This window comes from Alteribacillus bidgolensis (assembly GCF_002886255.1).
Classification (GTDB): domain Bacteria; phylum Bacillota; class Bacilli; order Bacillales; family Marinococcaceae; genus Alteribacillus; species Alteribacillus bidgolensis.
On record NZ_KZ614149.1, the window covers coordinates 863,080 to 887,131 of the forward strand.

Consider the following 24,052-nt stretch of genomic DNA (forward strand, 5'->3'; position numbering starts at 1 on the left):
ACTCTCAATTTTTGTTTTGAACAGCCCCCTGGCGGTGCATGCTTTTGAATCACAAGAGGTAGATAAGATGCAACCATCAATGCTTCCTCACTCTCCATTTGCCTATATCATACGGGAGCATTATTATGGTGAAATGCTTTCGTGGAAAGACGTTCGACCACTGTTGCCTCGTAAAGCAAAATTTCAGGTCATTGATCTAGAAACCGGGATAAGTTTTCAAGTACAAAAGCGTGCCGGTAATCAACACGCTGATGTACAGCCTTTAACAAGAAACGATACTCAAATCATGAAAGAAATTTATGAAGATAAGTGGAGCTGGAAAAGAAGGGCCATTCTTGTAAACATTGATGATCGTTTTATTGCCGCTTCTATGCATGGAATGCCTCACGGAGGAGGGGCATTATCAAATGGGTTTCCAGGCCATTTTTGTATTCACTTTGCAGGAAGTATGACCCACCGCACGAAAAACACAGATCCAACTCATCAACTGATGGTTTTAAAAGCGGCAGGAAAACTAGAAGAATACCGTGATCAGATGGATCCATATGAAGTAGCCGATCTTTTTCTTACAGCGATTAACCAAAGTGATCTGTATTTGTTACAGATCACTCTAGCTCAACCTTATAGGGAACATGCAGCAACTATTTTAGAGCGCTTCAATCAGATTGGGGTGGCTGCAAAAGACTCACCTTATAAAAAGATAGATCAACTGCCTGTCATAGCATTGGAATTACCTGTCGAACTTCAATATCATGACCCGAGACAGGGGAAGAAGAGAAAATCAGTTACTCTTACCCTTATCCGGGATGGCTTAACAAATCGTTGGGAGATTTATTCTAAGGAATTTTTTGACCTAAAATAACTTAGTTTTGAAAAAACAGGTAGAAATGTTAGAAGTCAGTGTGAAAACTAGAGTTTACATTGAAATAAAAGTTAAGCTCTAAAAAACATATTAAAAACCAAATCAAAAAAGTCGGTTCTGTCCTTTTATAGAACCGGCTTTGTTATGTTTAATTGGGAATCCACTTCTATATATGAGAGAAGAGTATCGATAATGATTGTTAAAAGTTACTGACTATCGTCGTTTAAGGTAGTACCAACAACAAAAAACAACTTTTATTACCACATTTTGGGTATTAATTGATATTACATATTTAATACTATTTTGAGTCATTCTAATAGCTGTAATAAAAATACAGCTAGGAGGATTTATATGACAGTAGCAAGTGATTTAAAAACAACTGTAGCTAATTTGAAGAGTGCTCAAGCCAGCTTAGAATCGTTTGCTTTGGCAACGGAAAATGAACAAGCGAAACAAATGTTCCAAAATGCTGCCCAACAAACTCAACAACTGGTGGATACCGTTTCTCCGCGTGTTCAACAAATTGAACAAGAAGAACCTCAGTATAAACAGTAATGTAGAGGAAAGAAAGGTTGGAAAACTCAACCTTTCTTTCCTTTTAATCCTAAATGATAAGAAGATGATAAAACGAAAAGAGTGTTGTACATGAAAACCCTAAACTTTTTGCTTTTAATTATACTTGTACTAAGCTTTGGCTCAGGATGCACCGAAAACCAAGATCAACTTAGTGATAATGGAGAGCCGACAAAGATAAACACAACAAAACCTAAAGATCAATCTCTTTCTAACCAGGTGAAGGAATTTGTCATTGAAAAGGATGAAATAACAGATGTCAAAGCTGTAAATACTGAGAATGAGCTTTTGCTTGCTATAAAAGTTGGACAGTTTGAACGTTTCCAAATCAAAAGCATTGAGGAAGAAGTTAAATCAGATCTTGAGAAAAAATATCCAAATAAAACAGTAGATGTATCTATCGATCAAAAAATTATTTGGGAGCTGGGAGCACTTGAGGATAAATTGCAGAAAGATGAGATAAAAGTGAAAGAATTAAAGGAAGACATTAAGAGGATTAAAGATCTTATGAAAGAAAAAACATAGTGGACTGGAGGTCAAACCATGGCCAACAATAAAAAGAAGAATTTAACTCCTGTTCAACAGGAATATCAAACATTTGAAAATGAGCGAGAAACAAAAAGACCTCTGATGGGAAACTGTATTAAAGCGTTTTTAACTGGAGGTGTCATTTGTTTAATTGGCCAGGGGGTGCAAACTCTATACATTTATTTTTTTAACTTCACAGAAGAAACAGCAGATAATCCAACAGTGGCAACGATGATTTTTATTGCTTTACTGCTTACAGGATTTGGTTTTTATGATCGTATTTCTCAATTTGGAGGAGCTGGTTCCGCGGTCCCAGTTACCGGATTTGGAAACGCGGTTATCTCCGCTGCCATTGAACATCGATCAGAAGGGTTTGTGTTAGGTGTAGGTCCTAATATGTTTAAATTAGCTGGTTCCGTCATCTTATTTGGAACGTTTGCCGCTTTTGTCGTAGCAACGATCAAAACGATTCTTATACAGTGGGGTGGATTTTAATGTTAAGCGGACATCGCACGTGGATTTTTGATCAAAAGCCTAAAATCACTTCTACTGGAACGATAGGCGGACCTTTTGAAGCAAAGGGAATGTTGGCAGAAGACTTTGATTTCCTCCATTCTGATTTATGGTTAAAAGAAGATTCCTATGAAAAAGCACATAAGGTTTTATTAGAAGAAGCGTGTGAACGAGCAATAAAAAAAGCAGGTCTTCAAAAGGAGCAAATTCAATTTTTTTTAGCAGGCGATCTGATAAACCAAATAACACCTACAAGTTTTGCCGCTGAAACCCTTGGTGCCCCGTATTTCGGATTGTTTGGTGCTTGCTCCACATCGATGGAAGGACTGGCTCTTGCAGCCTATATTGTGAACACAGGAGGGGCTAATTATATTTTAACTGGAGCTTCCAGTCACAATACAGCAGTAGAAAAACAATTTAGATATCCAACGGAATATGGGGATCAAAAGCCGCCCACCGCCCAGTGGACCGTTACAGGAGCCGGAGTTGGATTAGTAAGTGATAAAGGAGAGGGTCCCTCTATTACATCTACTACGATTGGTCGAGTTGTAAATATGGGGATGACTGATCCCTACAATATGGGTGGAGCAATGGCTCCTGCTGCTGTAGATACAATTGAAACCCATTTAAAGGAACGGAATATTAATCCTTCTTATTATGATTTGATTGTGACAGGGGATCTTGGACACATAGGGAGAGAAGTATCTTTTGATCTGCTTAAAAAACATGGGGTGCCTATACAGGAGGAAAATTATCAGGACTGTGGACTTATGATTTACCGAGAAGGACAGCCTGTTTTATCAGGAGCGAGCGGAGCAGCTTGTTCGGCAGCCGTTGTTTATGGTCATTTGTTAAATCGTATGAAGAAAGGGGATTTAAAAAGAATGTTAGTAGTAGCGACAGGAGCTTTATTATCTCCTTTAACAGTCCAGCAAAACGAAACTATTCCATGCATTGCCCATGCCGTTTCCATTGAACATGGAGGTGATTTAAAGAAATGATATTTTTTTGGGCTTTTGTAGTTGGTGGATTAATTTGTGTAATAGGCCAAATTATGTTCGATGTATTCAAATTAACACCGGCCCATACTTTAAGCACCTTCGTTGTTCTCGGCGCGATTCTCGATGGATTTGGTTTATACGAACCTCTTATTGCGTTTGCGGGTGCTGGAGCTTCGATACCTATCTCAAGCTTTGGTAATGCTCTTGTCCATGGGGCGATGGCAGAAGCAGAACAACACGGATTAGTAGGCGTTGTTACTGGAATGTTCGAAGTAACAAGTTCTGGTATTTCCGCCGCTATTATCTTTGGCATGATAGGAGCATTAATTTTTAAACCAAAAGGATAAGGAGGAAGGTTTCGTGACAGTAGGTTCTGATGTAAAACAATGTCTTTCAAGTATTAAAAACGTTAAAAATAGTTTAGCTAGTTTAGAGTTACGAACAGAGGATGAGTATGCAAAACAAACCTTCCAAGAAACGATAACAATCATGGAGGAGATAATGGATGACTTGAAAAAAAGGGTTGGCCGATTGGAACTGGAAGAAGATCAATATAGAGGTTTTTAGTCTAGCCGAATATTTAACATAAGAAGGGGGTCATACAGTGCCAGATTGGTTAGATATTGTTGTCCGGTCGTTAATCTTTTTAGTTATCCTTTTTATAATCACAAAAATAGTAGGAAAAAAACAACTTTCCCAACTTTCCTTTTTTGAATATGTTAGTGGTTTTACGATTGGTAGCATAGGGTCAGAAGTAATCATGAATCTTGATCTTAAGGTTATGCATGGGATTATAGGTATTGTAATTTTTGGAGTAATGCCGTTTGTGGCAGGTTATATTTCATTGAAAAGCAAGAAATTTCGGGATGTTATGGAAGGGAAAGGAACCGTTTTTATTAAGAATGGGAAAGTAATGGAAGAAAATTTGAAAAAGGAAAAATATACGATTGATGAACTGATGCAGTTACTGCGAACGAAAGATGTTTTCCAAATTTCCGATGTGGAATTTGCTGTGTTAGAAGCTAATGGAGAATTAAATGTGTTATTAAAGAAAGAAAATCAACCTTTAACAGCAAAAGATTTTGGAGTTAAAGTTCCCTCCTTTAAGGAACCGCAAACCGTCATAATGGATGGCGAAATTTTAGATGAACCATTATCTACTGTTGGTCAAAATCGAAATTGGTTAAAAACCGAATTAGAAAAGTTGGGTGTAACGATCGAAAACGTTTTTCTCGGTCAGGTGGATTCTTTTGGACAGTTATCTGTAGATCTTTTCGATGATAAACTTAAAGTTGCTGAACCTGTAGAAAAACCATTAATCCTCGCAACGATGAAAAAATGTCAGGCGGATTTAGAACTGTTTGCTCTTGCGACAAATGTAGAAGAAGCAAAGCAGATGTATAGTAAAAACAGCAAGAAATTAGACAAAGCCATAAATAAAGTGACTCCTCTATTAAGAGAATAAGATAAATTTATATCTAACATAGAGGAGTGGTTCCTTTGTCGTATCATAATATATTTTTTCTTGTAATATACAGATTAGCTTTGTACTGTTCGACTATTAACAGGCCTGCATTTTGCTTATGGTGTAAAAACAACTTTCATTGTGTTTTGTTTTTTCTTATTAGAGGCGGTAGAGATTGCTTCCCGATAACGTTCCAACGGAAAATAATGGGTGATGAGTGGTTCAAGGTTCACTTTCTTTTGAGCCATCAAATCTACCGCAATTTGTAACGTTCTTTTTTGTTCGCCATTGTACACATCCGTACCATAAGCGAAACTTCCTTTGATTTCTAGTTCATTCAGCCAGATCATCGTCATATCAAGGTTATCCACAAAACTTGCTAATCCTAATAAAACAACTTTTCCTCCTTTTCTGGCAAAACGAAGTGCATCATGTAAACTTTTACGATTACCTACACATTCGTAAACAATATCTGCCCCTCCATGGACAATAGGCTCACCGAAAACAGGGTGTAATACGTGCGCATCGAAGGATTTAGCTACTTCAGTAACATACTCTTGTCGTCTCGATAAAAAAAAGACTTCATCGGCTCCAAACTCTTTTGCTAGTTCCGCTTGAAAAGGATACTTCACTAACACTGCCACCTTGCAAGAAATATCTAATGCCCGAATGGCAGCTATAACACAAATCCCAATGACACCTGAACCTATCACAAATACTGTATCTGTGTTTTTCGGAGGATTATGTAAAACAGTATGTAAAGCACAGCTAAACGGTTCAACAAGAACGCCATTTTCATCATTTACAATTTCAGGCAGTTTAATAATTTGACTTTCATGAGCTACAACGTTATTCCCCCAGCTTCCCCCCGTATCCTTGCATGTGCCAGTGAGCAATCCTGGTGAAATAGAACCGTTGCTCATGTTTTTACAAAGGTTGTAGTTGCCCTGATTACATTCACGACAAAGGGGTGTGATCCCCCTTGCTTTACAAGATAAAATAGGATCAATAACTACTCGCTCTCCGACCGATACATGTTCTACCTTACTTCCAACTTTTGAGATCGTTCCTGCTATTTCATGGCCAATAGTAAAAGGAAATGAAATAAATGGAGATGTGGCAGGGCTGTCTTTCAGAGAAATTAAGTTTAAATCACTTCCGCAAATGCCGCCATATTTCACTTTTATCTCAACCCATTTATCTGTAGGAAGTTCTGGAGTTCTAACATCTCGTAATTGAACACATGTGAAGGGCCCATTAACATAAAGCGATGGATGCATTTTGCCCATCGCTTTACTAAAGGTGTATTTTGGCAAATTTAAGTTAAATTGTACAGCTTTCATTATAACTACTCACTTTCTTGTTATTAAATTTTCTCTCTTTATACTTTAGAAAAATTAACTTTGTTAAAGGATCAAAGTATAAGTAAAACTACGGCTTCCACAATTTGCACTTGGCAGTAAGCCAAGTTTTTCTAATATTTTATTGCATGGGTACTTGCGGTATGATTTTTCCTTCAATTCTCTCAAAAATATCATCCAAATCCCGTCCTGTAATGGTAAGACCGTGGTTTTTCAAACCAATAACTGTTCGGGATGGGTTTTTCGATTCACTGACTAATCGAGCAACTGATTCTGCTAGTTCTACTGTTCCGCATGGATAATTAAATTCCGTAGCCTTAATTCCATCCATCCACGCATGAATATGAACAATAGCTCCTACTTCGGGATGTTCTTGGTAGATCATCCAATGTTCAATTGCATCAACTGAAGCGCGTTTGGGTGTAATACGAGGTGGAACGCTAACTTTCATAGTATTCTTTTGGTCATCGTATCCGGAAATATAAAGAAAGTCTTTTCCTATTTTCCTCATGTTTGACTTATCTATTCCACTTGCACTCATCCAAAAGCTATTGTTATCTTTACGGGCACTGAGATTTCCATAACTTAACCCGCCAATTCCATACAGCTTTTTCAGGTGGCGTATGTCTCTTTCGGATAATATCTCCTCAAGGGGAAACGGAGCAGGCAGAAGGTTCATTTCATCTAGTTTTTTTCCTGATGCTCCTAAAGACTGGGTAATTTCGTCTCCATTCCATAGGGATTCCGGTAAATCTTTATAAAAATCATTATCAATAACAAGTTTAGATGAGGCAAGGGGTTCTAACCGTTCATAAATCTGTTGAAAAACCTGTTCGTCTCTTTTCTCTGTATCAAACGTTATACTGTAGTTTCCTTGTTCAGGGGTCAAAAAGTATAATTGGGTCTCCTTTTCACCATGAACTATATACATAAGGTGATTCGCCAAACTTCTTATTAGATAAGGATAAGCCTCTTTGTGAATGTCTTGAGGTTTAGTTTCTGTTTCAACGATAGAAACGACAAAAGTTCCTTGGGATTTTCTTCGGTATGGACGAGGAGCGTTACTATTAAGTACATGAAACACAAGCTTTATATTGTCCTCCGGAGTCGAATGATAAGTATATCCGTGTTCTAAAAATATGTTCCGTATCCCTTCAAACAACCATTGTGAACATTGGTTTGCAGGTTGTCCTGTAAACGTAAATGAATTCATATCCGATTCCTCCATTTCTTAATTAAAATTCGTTTTAAATATGATGTAGAAGCATTCCATGCTTAGGAATAATATCATCAATAAAAGCGAAAGTTATACATGTATATTTAAGTCAGCAGGAGGGAAGAAATTGTTCTACAAGGTAATTAAAAACGCAGCTAAATTCATACTTTCACTATTTTTTACTGTCAAAATTACGGGGCGTGAAAATATCGTAGACGATGGTCCCTTTATTATTTCTTCCAACCATCTTAGTAACTATGATCCAATATTGATTAGTTTAATGTTTCAAAACCACATTCATTTTTTGGCAAAAGCAGAGTTATGCAATCATCGTTTAACAAGCTGGTTTTTTAAGAAATTGCGTGTTATACCAGTAAATCGTCAAAGCGGTATAGTCATTCGGCCCGTGAGAGAAACGTTAAAACTATTACAAGAAGGAAAAGTGATAGGAATTTTTCCAGAAGGGACAAGAGTTGCAAATGGAAAAGAAATAGAGCCGAAGAAAGGAGTAGCTTTTTTTGCAGTTAAAAGCAACGTCCCTGTTTTGCCGGTAGCCATTACTTTTCACAAGAGCAAATTTAGGGTAAGACAAAAGGCTTTGATTAACATAGGTTCTCCGATTGATTTATCATCACGTAAAACGGTTGATTACAAGGAGTTGGCCTCTGATATATTGCAGCAATCAAGAAAATTAGCATTAAAAAATAACGAAAACGAAATAATTTTAAAAAACGGACAACGCAGTAAGTTAAATAATATTTTTGAAATAATACCTTCACTATTAAAAAAATCATAACGAATTGCTACAAGAAGAATGCAGCAAGAAGGAGTATAGAAAATGTTTGCATTTATCATCAATAAAACTTCTGGCAACGGGAAAGGACATCGAGTATGGAAACGTGTAGAAAAAATATTAGAACAAGAAGATCTTCCCTTTGTTGCTCGGTTTACAGAAGGCCCTCAACATGCTCAAGAGATAGTTAAAGATCTTAGCAGAAAAAATTTGAAAACAATTATAGTAGTAGGGGGAGATGGCACTATTCATGAGGTTGCAAATGAGCTTGCGTATAAAAATATATCTTTAGGGATTATTCCAGCAGGTTCAGGTAATGATTTCGCCCGCTGTATAGGAGTTCCAATGAACCCTTTAAAAGCTTTAGAGCGGATTATTGCAAATGAAAAGAAACAAGTCGATTTACTTCATCTTGGCCATCAATATTGCCTTACCGTAACTGGAATAGGTTTGGACGGGCAGATAGCTAAAAACGTGAATGACGGAGCATATAAAAAATTTTTTAATCAATTACGGTTAGGTGGATTGTCTTATGTCGTAAGCTTGTTAGAAACATTGAGAGACTACAAACCAACGAATGTCCAGATTACCATTGATGGAGTAGATATGACATTTTCAAACGTTTGGCTTGTAGCTGTAGCAAATGCACCAAACTATGGGGGCGGGATCACCATTTGTCCCGATGCTTCTTATAATGATGGTTTTCTAAATCTTTGTATTGTGCACGGAATAAAAAAATGGGAATTGTTACGTTTGTTTCCAAAAGCCTATAGAGGAAAACATACAACAGAGAAAAATGTTACTTTTTTACAGGGAAAAGAAGTTCAGGTCAGTTCTGGAAACTCAATCATGGTACATAGTGATGGCGAACAGATGACGGTAAGTCCTATTCATATACGTATTAAAAAAGATGCTCTACAAGTCGTGTAAGAGCATCTTTTTCAATTAAAAGCGACAGATTAAAACATAACTATTCTTCTTTGGGATTATTATTCACATTTTCTTTTATTCCTCTATCTTCAAAAATATTCTCATATTCGAGAATAAAGAAGGAGTAAAAGAAATCAGTCAGGAATTCATTTATTTTTTTGATATTATTCTTCAACTATGAACCCTCCCTCTTAAGATGTAAATGATCATGGAGATAGTACTTATTATTTAATCAGGTTAAGAATCCAATTTTTAAAATCAACCAAACGTAAAGACTCAGGTGTGGATTCTGTGCCTGTAACGACCATAGGGATATGTGAATCATTTTTATGAAAGCCTCCGTGACTGGCTCCACCCGGATGGGAAGGAGTAACTTCTCCGCTGAATTCGTAGCCTGGTTTGACGGAGGTGACAACAAAGTTTCCTTGATGGGAATGAAGGGTGCTATGGAGCCTCTTTAAAGCATCGGGGAAGTCTCCAAAATGAATATTGTCCTCTTGTATGTGAAGGTCAAGTATCGAAGGATCACCGTCTACTGACCACGTTTGATTGTATTCATCCTTCATTTCTCCATTTTCTTTAAAACGAAAAGTTTCTTTATTGTTTGCTGAAGCAACGTGAATCCAGTCATTCATTTTCCAAGCAATGATTTCTACTCGATCATCTTCTTTTAATTTCTCAACAATAGTGGTCAGTGGAACGTCCTCGGTATTTAATGAATAAATCAAACAAGACCTCAGGTTATTAGCTACAACAACTTGGTCATCTTTATGAACACCTCTGCTAAGTTTAGTGATTTTAAGGGGGAGTAAAAGCTTCCGTATGTCAACCATTGCTTGTCTGCGATCTTTTTTAACATGGGACTGGCCATTATCCCCAATAAGTATCCAAATATAATTTTTTAGTGCTTCTTCCCATGTTGGAAAAGAGTCTAATATGGTCTGTAAGTTTTTATCCATATCCTTGATCCCTTTCGTATCCATTGGCCCGTTTTTATGAACATTTTTATCATGATCCGGCAGATAGACAAGTGAAAAGTCGGGAATTTCATTATGATCAACCAAATGAGTAAATTCTTGGACGGAAAAATTATTATTAAATCCGTATTTATTCCACACGCGGCTGTATTTTTTCAAAGGACTTAGTTTTGATAATCGTCCGTATACAAACTTCTCAGCCGTAAACGTTTCCACCTGTTTTTCTATAGGAACAAAATAACGAATGAAACGAGGAATTGTTAAATTATGAGGAGTCTTGCCTCTATGAACCAGCGGGTTTATAGAAGCTGAATGTTTTCCTTGTTCGTGCAGGTCCTCATGGATGGTTGTTACCTGTGTATTCAAATGTTCATTATTTAATCGGTAGAGAGCATCATACATACTTTTAGACAGACCTAATTTCATCAGATCCTTAACGTGGGTTCCATAATTAATAATTCTGTTTTCTTCTTTGTTGTACCATACAAGAGAAGGAACGCCGTGCTGATCGGAATAGTGTCCAGTTAATAAAGTACTTTCAACATTCACTGACATAGTGGGAAAAGGTGCAACGACATCGGCAAAATAATTTCCATGTTCCATAAAATATGTAAATGCAGGTATTCTTTCCTCTTTTAAAGCCCGCTGCAAAGGCTTATCCATTAAGGTATCAAGCATTATCATGATCACACTTTTTTGAGAAGGGCTTGAAGGCATGTTTATCATCCTTTTAAGTTAATAAATAATGTTAGAAATACGTTTTGCATTTCATATAATTTAGTATGGAAGGTTTAGAAAAGATTATGTAATAAATCAGATGGTGGATATTTGGTAGAAGAACGGGGGATGACGAAAGAAAAATACATTATAAATATTACAAATTAGGTGATAGTAAAAAGGGTGAGTAACGAGGCTGTTGTGAAAGAGAGGTAATATGGATGAAAAATCAGCCATTGATTTTTTCTGCATCGATTGGACATGGACACAATCAGGCTGCGAAAGCTTTAAAAAATGAATTTAATAAAAAAGGTTTTTATCCAGAAATGGTTGATACATTTCACGTGATTAGCCCAATTCTTCATCACTTCATGCTTAGCAGTTATATTCGTCTATTGAAACTAGCTCCTTTTATATGGAGAAAAATTTACTTTTATGCAGAAGAGTATCCATTGTTTTTATTATTAGATCGCTTTGGTTCTCTTTTTATTGAACATTTGTATTCGATAATGAATAGGGAGGCTTGTCCGTTTATCATTTCAACTCATCCGTTTGTCACTGCTTTTTTATCAAGAGTTAAGCAGACAAAGCAATTAGATTTTCCTTTGTATACAGTTATAACGGATTTCGTTTTACACCCTGCATATATCAGAAAGGAAATTGATGGGTATTTTACAGCATCACCTAAGATTGAGGAATTTGCTAATTTGCATAATGTTCCTTCTCACCTTTTTAACTTAACAGGGATACCAATCTCGAACAACGAATGTATACACATATCAAAATGGAAAGCCCGTTATGATTTAGGGCTTGATCCAGGGAAGAAGACATTGCTAATAGCCGGCGGCGGCATTGGTTTAACAAATTTCGTACATGTCCTGCAGGTAGTAGAGCATTTAAAGGAACAGATCCAGATTTTATGTATGGTAGGACATAATCATAGAGCAAAACATAGAATTCTTCAAAAGAAAAGTAAGCACATGATTAAAGTGATAGAATTTACAGATCAATTTTTGTTATATTTAAAAGCGAGTGATGGTATTCTTTCGAAAGCAGGAGGACTAACCATGGCGGAAGCTCTTGCTTGCGAAACACCTATTATTATTTTTAATCCTGTTCCAGGGCATGAGGAACAAAATGCAAACTATTTAACACATGCAGGTGCTGCGGTAAAAGTAGATAAATGCATTCAATTACCCAGTGTTTTAGAGAGAGTCTTATATGAGAAAACATATTATACAAATTTGCAATATAACGCCCAAATGTTAAAGAAACCAAACGCTGCAAATCAAATTGTGGATCGAATACTTACGTTAACCAATCAGCAACAAATTACGAAAAGCCATTAATGGGGGAAGAAAATTAAAAATTTTCTTCCCCCATACATTCGTTTGTAAATCATTATTATCGATTATGCTGACTGGTCCAGATTGTTCGTACTGAAAAGCAGAAATGAATGATTTGATTTTTGAATCATAAACGCGTATTTAACCAAGTCATAACATTATTCAAGGCTTGTTGTTTATGGTGGGCGTGCCAGGGTCTATGGAGCCCCTCTGTATACATAACATGTTTTTTATCTTCAATTGTAATGGAATTTAAAAAGCGATGGACAGAACCTGGGTGAATGATAGGGTCTTGCTGATCATAAATGCACAAAATCGGAAACCGAAATGTTGCGGCTTCCGTTAATGCATGCATTCCATTACGAAGTAATTCCGTCAGCCAACGCGGCGTATATTCGAATGTAAAAAAAGGATCTTTTAATAAAGCATTACTCTCTGGAAAATAGGGCTTTAACTGACGAAATTTTCGCAGTATCCGAGCCCATTTATAAGGTTGGATGGATAAATTCGGTGAAACCCAGGAAATCAAATCTAACGTTCTTTTAAAAAGAAAAGGCATACGAAAACGGATCCCTAATGCAGGAGATGATAAAATAAAGCCTTCTGCTGTATGACGGTACATTTGTCCATAACGAATCACAATAAGCCCACCAAAACTGTGTCCAAATAAAAATAAGGGAAGGGAGTTATATTGTTTATAAAACATTTTGATTAATGTTTCCAGATCATCTAAATAATCTTTAAAGGTATTCACGTGTCCGCGCGGGCCTCCCGATTGGCCAAACCCCCGGATGTCAGGAGCAACCAAAGCAATTTGATGTTCCATACACACCTCTCCGATATCGGAGTAACGCCCTGAATGCTCGCCTGCACCATGAACCAAAATTAAAAGGGCTCGTGGTTTTTGAGGTATCCATCCACGATAAAACAGGTTTACATTTTCAGTTCCTTTAAAATAACCGTCAATATACATATTACTCACCTCCCTCCCCAAGTCATTTTTAGACTAACCATATTTTTTATCTTTACACTGGAGGGATTGCTAGTAATTTTTGTACATAGCCTGTGAGTTATTGGAAAATAATAATCTGTATTCGAAAACAGATTTGGAGTGGGTTTCCATGAGAATAGCGATTGTCACTGAAACATTTTTACCACAAGTAGACGGCGTTGTTACTCGAGTAACAGCCACTATTAAATGGCTTAAAGAACAAGGCCATACTTTGTTGATCATAGCTCCGGAGGGAGTAAATGAATTTGAAGGAATTCAGGTCAAAGGTATTCCTGCAAGGTCCTTTTTTATTTATAAGCACAGAAAGGTCGCACTGCCCAACCCAAAAGTTGGACAGCTGCTTGATGAATTTCAACCGGATGTCGTTCACGTTGTAAATCCTGCACTTCTTGGAATGGCAGGCATTTTTTACGGAAGAAAATGGCCGCTCATTGCTTCCTGGCATACGAATATCCCGCAGTATGCTGATTATTATAAGGTACCATATTTGAAGCCAATATTATGGTGGATTTTAAGAACCCTTCATAACAGAGCAGATGTAAATTTATGCACGTCCAACTCGGTCCAAAAAGAATTAACAGAACGGGGTTTTAAAAATGTCCACTTATGGAAACGGGGGGTAGATCTAAACAAATTTGGAGTGCAATATCGAGATGACGATGTTCGATATCGTCTATCTGAAGGAGAGACGGATAAAACGCTTTTATTATACGTGGGGCGTTTAGCGGCAGAAAAAGAAATTGAAAAAATTCGCGACGTACTGGATGGATCTAACCATTTTCGTCTGGCTATTGTAGGGGATGGTCCGCATCGAAGAATACTCGAATCCTACTTTCAAGGAACGCCGACAGTTTTTACAGGATTTTTGCATGGGGAAGAGCTGGCAAAAGCTTATGCTTCCTCGGATATTTTTGTTTTTCCTTCAAGAACCGAAACCCTCGGTCTCGTTATATTAGAAGCAATGGCTTCCGGTCTCCCAATTGTTGTAGCTAATTCAGGACCTACCGCTGAACAGGTGACAGACGGGGAAAACGGGATGTTGTATGATCCGAAAATAAAGGATGACTTTAAAAATACCGTATTAAAACTTCAGGATGGAACGTTGAGACAAAAAATGGGATATCAAGCAAGTGAAACCTCTCACGCCTTTAGTTGGTCTGCTCCAAGCAATCAGCTTTTGAGTTTTTTCAATGATTTAAAAGGTTCAGACAAAAAATCTAAGATGTCTCTGTTCAAAACTCTGTATGTTAAAAAGAGAGAAAGTTGAACGTGAAAGAGCAGGGGATGGCCCCTGCTCCTTTTCATATATTATTATAATTTAACATTTGAGCAGCCTATATATTTTATATTATTGAAAAAGCTGAGGCTGAGATTGCTGCTGTCCTTGGTTGTTTTGTTGGGCACCGATTTGTCCCTGCTGTTCCTGTTGATTTTGCTGACCTTGTTGTCCACTCATTTGACCTTGTTGTTGATTTTGCTGTTGTCCCTGTTGCCCACCCAATTGCTGCTGTCCTTGTCCTTGCTGATTACTTATTTGACCTAAATACTGTTGAGCTTGATTCACTGCAGCATTCATTTGGGTGAGAGCGCGGTTGGTTTGAACGTATTGCATTCCTTGATCTAGCATTTGAATAGCTTGTTGTAATGTTTGTTGAAGCTGTTGATCGGCTTGGGATTGTTGTTGTTGTGCTTGAGTGGTAAATTGCTGAATTTGTTGTAAAAGTTGATTTGTTTGTTGTCCCTGCTGTCCCTGTTGATTTTGCTGCTGACCTTGTTGTCCTTGCTGCTGCTGCAATTGATTTAAAGTGTTTTGCATTTGTCCCATTTGGCTTTTAAAAATGCTTAACTCTTCTGCAACCTCGGCTTCTGCTGAGAACCTAGCTAAATCTTCAACCTGTTTTTCAGTTTTTGTATCCACTATAATTCCTCCTGTGTTTATAATGGTGCAAAAGCACAACCATTATCATCCCCCTAGCTAACCATCATTATACGGGGCTTTACAGGGAGTTTGATTATATGGAGGGAGTGCTTTAAAAATAAATAAGAATAGGAAATTTATTGCATAACAGAACGTTTGTTCCATCTAACTAAACAAGAAGGGTACAGCAGTAGCAAAAGGAAGTTTCGTTAGGTCAAATGTATTAGTCAATAGAAAAAGCTAGGATATGATACCAGTAATCCCAGGTTTATATTGTTCGCTAAAGTGTCAGTCTTGATTAGCATAAAGCGTTCCAGAAATCTCGATATGCTTTAAATCATTCTGGAGGCGATGGTGGTAAACCGATACCGTTTTTTTTAAGAATTTGTTCTTTGTTGATTTTTATTCTTCTTTGCTTTGATACGTTTTTCTTTAACTCCTGATCACCAGCTTGATTCATATAAGTCTGATAACCTGCAATTGGGCCGCTATTTGTAGAAAGGTTTGAGGATTTCCTGATAAAATTTCCACTTATTCAGTCCTTGTTTTAAATTGGTTAACAAGGAATCCCCCTTTACTCTTAGAGCGCAAATGAATGAAGATCACTTAGCCTGGCATGAAACCCTTGAACTCCATGAATTAGTCGCTTTTCAAAGCATTGGTTTGATGAAGTTAAAACAAATGTATCCCCAGGTTAGCATCAAGAACTTCAGCAGATTTATGGAGAAGCTATACAATCCTTGGTGCAAAACTTGAATGAACTGTTACAATTTTTCTGTGTGCTCCTAGAGACTCACAAGAAAGAAATGAAAAAGATCCAATGACAGGATTTTATGCTGGAGATTTATTGGGGCTTGCTAAGACAACAGTTCGAAATTATGCTATAGCTATTACAGAAACAGCTACCTCTCAACTTAGAAAGGTGTTAAAAAGACAACTAAACAGCGCTATTGATTTACACGCTAGAGTATTTAGGTTTATGTACCAACGAAGTTATTATCCCTCTTATAATTTAGAAAAACTGTTACAAAATGATGTTCAAAATGCATACGAGCACTGAATTTATAAGTTACTTCGGAGGTTTCCGAAGTTTTTTGTACTTTAGGAAAGTTTAACTTGGCAAAAGGATCAAAGTATAAGAAAAACTAAGACTTCCGCCATTTGGACTCGGCGGCAAGTCGAGTTTTTCTAATGAAAATGTAGATGCATAAAATTTCATTATGGTTACACATCATAATATAGTCTTTGGAAGAAAGGAGGTAATAATGAAACATGTCATTGCGTTAATAATAAAAACGGTTCTTGTTCTTTTTGTACTGGTTGCTATTTTATCTTTGGCAAATGATTATGGTGTAGGAAATGTAATAGGACTGTCTCTGATTGTTGTTGGAGCAGCATATATTATAGGGGATTTGTTTGTTTTACAGTCAACTAATAATTGGGTTTCAACGATTGCAGATGTCGGTCTTTGTACTTTAGTTATATGGTTCATTGGGCCATACATTTTGAATGCTCACGTTCCATTTATTTTAGCTTTCCTTTCCGCTCTTTTTATAGGTGCTGGAGAATGGTTTTTTCACAAATATGTTATTAATGCAGTTATTACTAAAAATCCAAAAGTGTACTCATAATTTGATGATACCACTGCAATTAGAAGGAATGTGAATGAAATTAATTAGAAAGGACAATATAATCACGGAGGTGAAACAATGCAACAACAACCAGCTGGATTAGGTATCCATGAAAAAGCAGAATTACATGAAATGCTTGTGTTTAAAACAAACTGTTTAGCTAAATCGAAAATGATGAAAAATCAAGTTCAAGATACAGAATTACAGCAATTATTGGACCAAGATATTCAAGCATCTACAGACAACATTTCTCAATTACAACAACTTTTACAAGGATAGGGGATAAGTATGCAAAATTTTAATGATAGAGCAGCTGCTACAGATTTATTATTGGCCGCAAAATCTGGTGTTAGAAATTGTGCCTACGCGATTACAGAATCTGCTTCTCCAAATGTGAGACAGGCATTATCGCAACAATTGCAGCAGTCCATTAATTTTCACGAACAAGTCACAAATTATATGATGGATAAAGGGTATTATCACCCATATAACTTGAATGAACAGTTACAAATAGACCAGCAGGCAGTGCAGCAAACAATGCAGCAGCCCAATCAATAGATTACACCAAAGGGGCTGTCACATAAGTACTTCAGCTGAAATACACGCAAACTCCAGCGGTCGTCGGCTAAAAACGGTCACGTCCTGAGACCCAACACCGACATGAGAACGTCCGGTTCATTAAAGCAATAGCTGAAGATCCCGCAGTGAGCGGTATTTGCTCACGAGGAAACTGAAGCGTTGCCCGCGGAAATCGAAGTGTATTTCAGCTGAATAAAACCTTTTTGGGACAGCCCCTTAATTATTAAAAATATTTGAAAGTAAAGGTGAGAATTCGAGTGTGCTGCGGAAAGGAAGCCTTGGTAAATATTTTCTGATTAAGGTGAAGTGAATCGTTTGGAAAACATACTTGATAACCCCTCTGAAAGTCTTCTTTCACAAAAAGTATTCCCCTTTAAAAAGGTCTTTTCATCTGTAAACATCTTTTACCAAATAGTTTCTGTATTAAAAATGCAGCTAGGAGCAGTTACATATAATATATGCATTTTTTTAAAACTTTACAGAAGAAACAGCAGTTTTTGGCGGCTTCTTTATTGGTTGAGAGGTGTGTTCATAATCAAATGCAGAATCCACGGTTTAAAATCTACAATACGCTCATTTTTTGGATACACCTCTGTTCCTGCCACAATCATAGGAACTAATGATTCTTGTTTATGCAAAGATCCATGTGCTGCTCCACCTACATGAAGAGGAGAACCTGTATCTTTAAATTCATATCCAGGTTTGGCAGTGATCACAAAATAGTTTCCCTTGTGTGATGTTAGGCTGCTAGAAAGGCGTGCGAGTGCATCTGGATAATCTCCATAGTTTATTTTATAGTTTTTTACTGTAATATCTAGAAGCCTTTCATCTCCTGTAATGGTCCATGTTTGCTCATAATGATCTTGATATAAACCACCTTTAGAAAAAGTGAATTTTCCATCCTTCTCCCCTGAGACAACATGAGTTAATCCTTGTTCCTGCCATGCAATAATATCTATTCGTTTGTCCTGTTTTAAACTTGCCAGAATATGATTTTTTTCTACTCCATTGCCGAGGCAATAAACAAACGCCATTCGCTGATTCACAGCAAGAGCAATTTGATCTTTGCAGGGGATGGAATTATTATCTTTCATTATCGCAAAATCTTTCAGGATTTTTCTAAGGTTAATGACATAATGATGTTTATTATTGCCCATGGAAGCATGACCGTTGTCAGATAAAACAACCCACGTACACTCCTTAAGGGCTTTCTCCCAACTAGAATAAAGATTGAGAAGCTTTTGCAGTTGACGATCAATTTTTTGAATTCCTTTTAAATCCATCGGGCCTTTAAGATGGATGCGTAAATCAAGATCTTGGATGACGCACATCGTAAATGGGGGAAGTTTGTTTCTTTTTATTAAATGTTTTAGCTCCTTACAGCCTGCCTTATAATTACCAGAAAAAGTTTGGGGTGTGCTGGTAAATGGATTAAACTTTGAAAAAGAACCAAGGGACCATAAAGGCGGGGCCTGGATATGCCATGTGCCATTAAATCCAGTCATCCAGCGTAAAATTCTAGGCAGATGAATTTGCTGAATCGTATTTCCCCGATGTACAAACGCATTTATTGAGGCGCTTGCAAGTTTTCTTTCTGCTAATTCTTCATGTATTGTTTTTACTTGATTACTTAAATGAACATTGTTTAATTCAAAAAACATATCTTTAACAAACGAGGAAACTCCCGTTTTTATAATTTCTTTCACTCCGGTCCCATAATTTACTATTCTATTTTCACCTTCATGGTACCAAATGAGTGCTGGCAGGTGGTGTTTGTCAGCATACTCTCCGGTTAATAATGTGCTTTCTATTGTAACCGACATGGTTGGAAAGGAACTGACAACATGAGGGAAGTACCTGCCTCTTTCCATTAAATATTGCAAAGCTGGAGCATGTCCCGTTTGAACAGCTTCCTCTAATGGAGTTGACATTAAAGTATCAATAATTAATAAAATAACTGGTTTTGGAGTTGTAATCATCACGAACCCCCGTAAGATTTAACATTAAGTTTAGCATGAATAGAATCGGGAGATTTATACATCTTACAGAAGAGATAAACTCATATTATAAAAAGTTACATTTAGAGGTGGAAAATTCGTGGAATTAAAGGTCATGACCTATAATATTCACCATGGTAAAGGTATGGATAAACAAATTGACCTGACCAGAATTGCCGAAGTCATTCAAAGAAGTGATGTAGATATAGTTGGACTGAACGAAGTAGATAAGCATTTTTCAAAACGAAGCCATTATCAAGATCAAGTCTATGAGCTTGCAAAAAAATTGAATATGTACCACGGTTATGGCCCAGCTATTTCTTTAAAATCTAAAAATTCTTATGAGCAGAGGCAATATGGAAATGCCCTGCTGTCGCGTTATCCAATTATTCAAACAAAGACGCATTATTTTAATTTTATACCTTGGTTAACGGAAAGCCGGTCATTACTGGACGCTGCTATTCAAATAAATAAGAAGTTCGTTCAAATCGATGTTACACATCTTAGTCTTAATCCCATTCTTCATCAGATGCAAACGAATTTTATTATGAATCAGTGTAAAAAGTATACTCGCCCCCTTATCATTATGGGAGATTGTAATATGAAACCAGGGTCAAGGGGATGGAATAAAATTAACAGCCACTTTCAAGATGTTTGGAATGCAGCAGGTAATGGAGAAGGGTATACCTATTCATCGAATCGCCCGAGATATAGATTAGACTATATATTTACCAGTCCTGATTTATATATTATTAATACAGAACTCGTAACAGTAAAGCCAATGGCCTCTGATCACTTTCCATTAAAAACTACACTCCGTTTTGAAACCAATTAATTTTTCTGTGAGCTAAAAACATGGAGATGCTGGGGCAGCACTTTAAATTGAAAGTCCTGTATTTGGTATTTTTCCCCATCAAGGTTAAGTGCTATGGAATCTGGAATCGAAAAACGTCCTGATTGTATTTTAGTATGACTTATAATAGAAGAATTGTTTGATAGGCGGCACAGTTTAGCTATCAGTATTAAAAAAAGCTGGATTCGATTTGTTTTTTTACAGGCGAGAAGATGGAAATAACCATCGTCATTTGTGGAGCTTGTAATAAGACGTTCAAAGGGACCGACAGCGTTTCCATTCATAATTAAAAATAAAGATAAATCCGAAAGTACTTTATCAGTGGATACATTTACGGTAATCGGGGTGGATTGTTTTGTCATAAAAAATGTTTTAAGAAAGTAAAGAACATAAGCCCACTCCCCTATATAGGATTTAAGCAGGGGTGAAGTTTTATAAGTTATATCAGATAACCACCCTGCTGATGCAATGTTAACAAAGTATTGGCTGCCAAATTTTCCAATGTCAATCGGTCTTATATTATTATTTTCAATGACAGAAAGAGCTTGAGTTATACTGGATGATACTCCGATGTATTGAGCAATTTCATTGCTTGTTCCAAATGGAAAAATTCCTATTTGAGGACGATTTTCTTCTTCCGCTAAAATCTGTAAACAATAGTTTATGGTACCGTCGCCTCCTGCGATGAAGATCGCATCCCATTTATTTGTACATGCTTTCTTTAATGCTATTTCAATACCCTTGCTTTCTGTTACCTTTTGAACGAAGAGTACATAGCCCATTTCCTGAAGTTTGGCTGTTATTTTCGGAAAGCTTTTATGGATTTTTCTTTGCCCTGAAAAGGGATTATATATCATCAGTGCTTGTTTTTGTGATGTATGCTTCATAATACAAACCTCATCTATGCACGTTTTTAACCTGCAATTTGTTCCTCTTCATTTGGTTCTTTTTTAGATTGGACAATATCTTCGTTTTTACACGCTTGTTTTTATAGGAAATCGACATAGCCTTCACGCAAACTTCTTTGTATGTTGAATAATTTTGCCTCCATACACGAAAAATACTCGAAGCAGATTACATTATTCAACTATCTTATTAAGAGCCATTTAATTCAAAACTCAATCCCTGCTGTTTCAGCAAATAAAGAGAGGCGTATCGATATGAAAAAGGTAATGCTTATGCCTTTTTTACAATTATCAACTGGACATCATCAGGTTGCAAAATCATTTATTTCCTGGCTTAAAATATATGATCCAACAATTAAATGCGAAACTGTCGACATTTTTAGTTATGCCTATGGAAACATGGAAAACTTGGTTTCAAACATCTATATGAAATCAATCGTTTCCATTCCCTCGTTTTATAGCTGGCTCTACAAAAAAAACGCATTTGAAAACCATGAAAAAAACCGGTTTCGTGCATATGAATTATTATTCGAACGAGCGATGCTAAAATTGTTGGATGAGCAGCAGCCGGATTGTGTAATCTGTACGCACTGTTTACCTTCTTATATTTTAAGCTGCCTCAAGCAAAAGAAAGTTATATCTATTCCCATTGTGAATGTATACACGGATTTTTTTATAAATACGATTTGGGGAAAACAGGGGATTGATTTTCATTTAGTTCCTGACACTCCACTTAAACAAGCTTTAATGGACAAGGGTATAAAGAGGGAGAAAATCATTGTAACAGGGATTCCTGTACATCCATTAATCAAACGTTCAGAAAAACTAAAAGTTTCCACTTCAGAACGTTTAACCATTCTTGTAAGCGGGGGAAGTTTAGGAGTAGGGCAATTAAAATATTTTCTGGCTGCCATTAGACCTAATAGGTACCTTCAATATAAAATTTTATGTGGTAAAAATACTCAATTGTACCAAATGGTGAAAGCATTGAATCATCAAAATATTATTCCTTTAAAATACATTGAATCCAGAAGAGAAATGGATGTTCTTTATCGCCAATCAGACGGTATAATTACGAAACCTGGTGGAGTAACAATTAGCGAAGGATTATATAAGAAAATTCCTCTTTTTTTATATGACCCTTTGCCAGGTCAAGAGGAGATGAACCTACAGTATTTAAAATCACAGGGATTAGCTTTTCACCTGCACAATTGGAAAACAAAGCGGCCGATCGAAAATCAGATCTTTAGTAGCCTGAATTCACATACAAAAATAAATGATTTAGAGAATAGATTAAATCAATACCATGATCAAATTGCTGAAAATGAGCTGCTAAAGTTTTTTCCGCGCATAATTAATTAATTATTAACGATTTCATATGATGATAACACACTTTATTTGCTATGGTAGTTCCCGTAGGACTTTACGATAGAATTCAAAGAACAAATCGTCCAGCTGCACGCTTCAGGAAAACCCAGAGCTGAAATGATTAAAGAATATGAGCTGGAGCCACCTGTCTTTTATAAGTGGGTTCGTCAAATCCGGACCAGTGTATCCTTTGAAGAGAAAGACAACCGTACGCCTGAACAGGAAGAACTGATTCGACTACGCAAAGAGAATCAAAAACTTGCGATGGAGAATGATATTTTAAAGCAGGCCGCGCTGATCATGGGACGAAAAGTAGATGTGATCCGCAACAACCGTCACAAATACTCGGTATCAGCAATGTGCGACGTCCTACAAATTCCAAGAAGCTGGGCAAGGAGCCTGGGGTGGTGGCTCCGAGATCACGGACACAGCAGAAAATATTGGAGACCACCTAAGAGGAACTTGAGGATTAAAAGAAAGGCAAAATTCTACAATTTATGCTCGTTTTTCAAATGTAAACACAAGTGATGAAATTATTACGTTAGTTAATCGAATGAAAGAAAAGTTCGATGTCCCCGTTGGAATTAAATTAGCAGGTTCGGATTTTATTGAATACGATTTAGAGGTTATAGCTAAGACAAATGCAGACTTTATTGTGATTGATGGGGCTGAAGGAGGGAACAGCAGGAACAGCAGGAGCTCCCCCCACACTAGAAGATGATATTGGCCTTCCTACTCTTCATTCCATTGTAAGAGCAGCAGATTGGTTACAAGAAAACAATTTAAAGGATAAATATCAACTTATAGCAACTGGAGGATTAACAACTCCCGGTCACTTTTTGAAAGCTATTGCTTCTGGCGCTGATGCTGTTTATATCGGCTCAATAGCTCTTATGGCAACACTTCAAAGTCAAATGCTAAAAGCTCTCCCTAAATATCCACCGTCTCAATTAGCTATTTATACTGGAAAACTGAAAGAGGAATTTGATATAGAAGAAGGAGCTAAGGATTTAGCTAATTTTCTTAAATCCTGTACGAAGGAGATAAAAGCAGCGTTACAAGTTATAGGTAAAAGTTCAATACAACAATTAAGCAGGGAGGGTTTAGTAACTTTTGACAAAGAACTTTCAGAATTTATCGGGATAAGGTATGGCGTATCTAGAAGGAAAAATCAATAAAATTCATTATTATTTACAAAGGTGTACTTTTATTTTTATGGACTATCTTAGGAAGAGAATTAAACATTATAAAATATCCAAAATAATAATAGTATTCCATAAGAAATATATTGAATTTTCTAAAATTAAAAGAGACCGACAAGCCTATACAACAAAACGCTACTAATGAGAAAAAGTAAGCTATCTTACGGAAAATAATACCATACTTGTTACAATAAGGTTAAGTTTTTCTTATTATTCTCTCTTGTTTGGGTGGTTATTTTTAAATACATAGGAAAAAAGGTTTTAAAGAAGCTGATAATATGCATAAAACTATAACATTAAAAGAA

Annotated in this window: 28 protein-coding genes and 2 pseudogenes; 21 read left to right on the forward strand and 9 right to left on the reverse strand. The window is 36.6% G+C overall.

What is annotated here, in order from left to right:
• Positions 1–67: 67 nt before the first annotated feature.
• From CEF16_RS04480 to CEF16_RS04515, 8 genes are all read left to right on the forward strand, one after another.
• The gene (locus tag CEF16_RS04480) at positions 68–862 is read left to right on the forward strand and encodes a hypothetical protein (RefSeq protein ID WP_139185884.1); all 795 of its coding nucleotides are present in this window, start codon (positions 68–70) and stop codon (positions 860–862) included.
• A 351-nt stretch (positions 863–1,213) separates the two neighbouring features.
• Positions 1,214–1,417 carry a DUF1657 domain-containing protein gene (locus CEF16_RS04485; protein WP_091580201.1) on the forward strand — a complete coding sequence of 68 codons (204 nt, stop codon included), beginning with the start codon at positions 1,214–1,216 and terminating at the stop codon, positions 1,415–1,417.
• A 90-nt stretch (positions 1,418–1,507) separates the two neighbouring features.
• Positions 1,508–1,960, forward strand: a complete 453-nt coding sequence (locus tag CEF16_RS04490) for a YhcN/YlaJ family sporulation lipoprotein (protein ID WP_091580203.1) — start codon at positions 1,508–1,510, stop codon at positions 1,958–1,960.
• Positions 1,961–1,978: 18 nt separating this feature from the next.
• Positions 1,979–2,458, forward strand: a complete 480-nt coding sequence (spoVAC, locus tag CEF16_RS04495; RefSeq protein WP_091580206.1) for a stage V sporulation protein AC — start codon at positions 1,979–1,981, stop codon at positions 2,456–2,458.
• On the forward strand, positions 2,458–3,477 hold the full coding sequence (gene spoVAD / locus CEF16_RS04500; RefSeq protein ID WP_091580209.1) for a stage V sporulation protein AD: 1,020 nt from the start codon (positions 2,458–2,460) through the stop codon (positions 3,475–3,477). The genes spoVAC and spoVAD overlap by 1 nt, the downstream gene beginning before the upstream one ends.
• Positions 3,474–3,824, forward strand: a complete 351-nt coding sequence (spoVAE, locus tag CEF16_RS04505) for a stage V sporulation protein AE (RefSeq protein WP_091580211.1) — start codon at positions 3,474–3,476, stop codon at positions 3,822–3,824. Before spoVAD ends, spoVAE begins: the two co-directional genes overlap by 4 nt.
• A gap of 13 nt (positions 3,825–3,837) precedes the next feature.
• Positions 3,838–4,044, forward strand: coding sequence for a DUF1657 domain-containing protein (locus CEF16_RS04510; protein WP_091580214.1), 207 nt, complete (start codon positions 3,838–3,840; stop codon positions 4,042–4,044).
• 37 nt (positions 4,045–4,081) lie between these two features.
• Positions 4,082–4,942, forward strand: a complete 861-nt coding sequence (locus CEF16_RS04515) for a DUF421 domain-containing protein (protein WP_091580217.1) — start codon at positions 4,082–4,084, stop codon at positions 4,940–4,942.
• Positions 4,943–5,058: 116 nt separating this feature from the next.
• Here the strand turns inward: CEF16_RS04515 and CEF16_RS04520 are convergent, their stop codons facing one another.
• Together CEF16_RS04520 and CEF16_RS04525 are read right to left on the reverse strand one after the other, a co-directional pair.
• Positions 5,059–6,285, reverse strand: coding sequence for a zinc-dependent alcohol dehydrogenase (locus CEF16_RS04520; protein WP_091580220.1), 1,227 nt, complete (start codon positions 6,283–6,285; stop codon positions 5,059–5,061).
• A 139-nt stretch (positions 6,286–6,424) separates the two neighbouring features.
• Positions 6,425–7,516, reverse strand: coding sequence for a class II aldolase/adducin family protein (locus CEF16_RS04525; protein ID WP_091580223.1), 1,092 nt, complete (start codon positions 7,514–7,516; stop codon positions 6,425–6,427).
• A gap of 130 nt (positions 7,517–7,646) precedes the next feature.
• Here CEF16_RS04525 and CEF16_RS04530 point away from each other — a divergent pair, with 130 nt between their 5' ends.
• Together CEF16_RS04530 and CEF16_RS04535 are read left to right on the forward strand one after the other, a co-directional pair.
• Complete coding sequence (locus tag CEF16_RS04530) at positions 7,647–8,315, forward strand: lysophospholipid acyltransferase family protein (RefSeq protein WP_170031589.1); 669 nt, start codon at positions 7,647–7,649, stop codon at positions 8,313–8,315.
• A gap of 42 nt (positions 8,316–8,357) precedes the next feature.
• Positions 8,358–9,242, forward strand: a complete 885-nt coding sequence (locus CEF16_RS04535; RefSeq protein ID WP_091580228.1) for a diacylglycerol/lipid kinase family protein — start codon at positions 8,358–8,360, stop codon at positions 9,240–9,242.
• Positions 9,243–9,282: 40 nt separating this feature from the next.
• Here CEF16_RS04535 and CEF16_RS24745 read toward each other — a convergent pair whose 3' ends face one another.
• Together CEF16_RS24745 and CEF16_RS04540 are read right to left on the reverse strand one after the other, a co-directional pair.
• The gene (locus CEF16_RS24745) at positions 9,283–9,417 is read right to left on the reverse strand and encodes a hypothetical protein (RefSeq protein WP_281259145.1); all 135 of its coding nucleotides are present in this window, start codon (positions 9,415–9,417) and stop codon (positions 9,283–9,285) included.
• A gap of 49 nt (positions 9,418–9,466) precedes the next feature.
• Positions 9,467–10,936 carry an alkaline phosphatase family protein gene (locus CEF16_RS04540; protein ID WP_091580231.1) on the reverse strand — a complete coding sequence of 490 codons (1,470 nt, stop codon included), beginning with the start codon at positions 10,934–10,936 and terminating at the stop codon, positions 9,467–9,469.
• Between the two features lie 221 nt (positions 10,937–11,157).
• Between CEF16_RS04540 and CEF16_RS04545 the strand changes: the two genes are divergently transcribed.
• A complete protein-coding gene (locus tag CEF16_RS04545; protein ID WP_091580234.1) occupies positions 11,158–12,285 on the forward strand; it encodes an MGDG synthase family glycosyltransferase in 1,128 nt (375 codons plus the stop codon).
• Between the two features lie 124 nt (positions 12,286–12,409).
• Here the strand turns inward: CEF16_RS04545 and CEF16_RS04550 are convergent, their stop codons facing one another.
• On the reverse strand, positions 12,410–13,255 hold the full coding sequence (locus CEF16_RS04550) for an alpha/beta hydrolase (protein WP_091580237.1): 846 nt from the start codon (positions 13,253–13,255) through the stop codon (positions 12,410–12,412).
• A gap of 148 nt (positions 13,256–13,403) precedes the next feature.
• On the opposite strand from CEF16_RS04550, the gene CEF16_RS04555 reads away from it, so the two are divergent.
• Entirely contained in the window at positions 13,404–14,561 is a 1,158-nt protein-coding gene (locus CEF16_RS04555) for a glycosyltransferase family 4 protein (RefSeq protein ID WP_091580239.1), read from the forward strand.
• Between the two features lie 81 nt (positions 14,562–14,642).
• Here CEF16_RS04555 and CEF16_RS04560 read toward each other — a convergent pair whose 3' ends face one another.
• Both CEF16_RS04560 and CEF16_RS24750 read right to left on the reverse strand, forming a co-directional pair.
• Positions 14,643–15,212 carry a hypothetical protein gene (locus CEF16_RS04560; RefSeq protein WP_091580242.1) on the reverse strand — a complete coding sequence of 190 codons (570 nt, stop codon included), beginning with the start codon at positions 15,210–15,212 and terminating at the stop codon, positions 14,643–14,645.
• 337 nt (positions 15,213–15,549) lie between these two features.
• Positions 15,550–15,672 carry a hypothetical protein gene (locus tag CEF16_RS24750; protein WP_281259146.1) on the reverse strand — a complete coding sequence of 41 codons (123 nt, stop codon included), beginning with the start codon at positions 15,670–15,672 and terminating at the stop codon, positions 15,550–15,552.
• Between the two features lie 131 nt (positions 15,673–15,803).
• Between CEF16_RS24750 and CEF16_RS24260 the strand changes: the two are divergent.
• The 4 genes and pseudogenes from CEF16_RS24260 to CEF16_RS04580 all read left to right on the forward strand — a co-directional run bounded on the left by CEF16_RS24260 (position 15,804) and on the right by CEF16_RS04580 (position 17,401).
• Positions 15,804–16,272, forward strand: a pseudogene (locus CEF16_RS24260) (spore coat protein).
• Positions 16,273–16,477: 205 nt separating this feature from the next.
• Positions 16,478–16,843: a DUF2512 family protein gene (locus CEF16_RS04570; RefSeq protein WP_091580243.1), complete on the forward strand. Its 366-nt coding sequence runs from the start codon at positions 16,478–16,480 to the stop codon at positions 16,841–16,843.
• Positions 16,844–16,921: 78 nt separating this feature from the next.
• Positions 16,922–17,122: a spore coat protein gene (locus CEF16_RS04575; protein WP_091580246.1), complete on the forward strand. Its 201-nt coding sequence runs from the start codon at positions 16,922–16,924 to the stop codon at positions 17,120–17,122.
• Between the two features lie 9 nt (positions 17,123–17,131).
• On the forward strand, positions 17,132–17,401 hold the full coding sequence (locus CEF16_RS04580) for a spore coat protein (RefSeq protein ID WP_091580248.1): 270 nt from the start codon (positions 17,132–17,134) through the stop codon (positions 17,399–17,401).
• A 530-nt stretch (positions 17,402–17,931) separates the two neighbouring features.
• Here CEF16_RS04580 and CEF16_RS04585 read toward each other — a convergent pair.
• Positions 17,932–19,401: an alkaline phosphatase family protein gene (locus tag CEF16_RS04585; protein WP_091580251.1), complete on the reverse strand. Its 1,470-nt coding sequence runs from the start codon at positions 19,399–19,401 to the stop codon at positions 17,932–17,934.
• A 118-nt stretch (positions 19,402–19,519) separates the two neighbouring features.
• Between CEF16_RS04585 and CEF16_RS04590 the strand changes: the two genes are divergently transcribed.
• Positions 19,520–20,254 (forward strand): endonuclease/exonuclease/phosphatase family protein, encoded by a 735-nt coding sequence (locus CEF16_RS04590; RefSeq protein ID WP_245917762.1) that lies wholly within the window; start codon positions 19,520–19,522, stop codon positions 20,252–20,254.
• On the opposite strand, the gene CEF16_RS04595 is transcribed toward CEF16_RS04590, so the two are convergent.
• A complete protein-coding gene (locus tag CEF16_RS04595; RefSeq protein ID WP_091580253.1) occupies positions 20,251–21,159 on the reverse strand; it encodes a YegS/Rv2252/BmrU family lipid kinase in 909 nt (302 codons plus the stop codon). The two genes, CEF16_RS04590 and CEF16_RS04595, sit on opposite strands and share 4 nt — an antisense overlap.
• Before the next feature lie 141 nt (positions 21,160–21,300).
• On the opposite strand from CEF16_RS04595, the gene CEF16_RS04600 reads away from it, so the two are divergent.
• The 4 genes and pseudogenes from CEF16_RS04600 (at position 21,301) to CEF16_RS24270 (ending at position 23,723) form a co-directional block, all read left to right on the forward strand.
• A complete protein-coding gene (locus CEF16_RS04600) occupies positions 21,301–22,539 on the forward strand; it encodes an MGDG synthase family glycosyltransferase (protein WP_091580256.1) in 1,239 nt (412 codons plus the stop codon).
• Between the two features lie 66 nt (positions 22,540–22,605).
• A pseudogene (locus tag CEF16_RS24265) lies at positions 22,606–22,929 on the forward strand (transposase); the annotation flags it as partial.
• A 169-nt stretch (positions 22,930–23,098) separates the two neighbouring features.
• Positions 23,099–23,266 carry a glutamate synthase-related protein gene (locus tag CEF16_RS24755; protein WP_254780968.1) on the forward strand — a complete coding sequence of 56 codons (168 nt, stop codon included), beginning with the start codon at positions 23,099–23,101 and terminating at the stop codon, positions 23,264–23,266.
• A complete protein-coding gene (locus CEF16_RS24270; RefSeq protein WP_254780974.1) occupies positions 23,208–23,723 on the forward strand; it encodes a glutamate synthase-related protein in 516 nt (171 codons plus the stop codon). The genes CEF16_RS24755 and CEF16_RS24270 overlap by 59 nt, the downstream gene beginning before the upstream one ends.
• Positions 23,724–24,052: the final 329 nt, after the last annotated feature.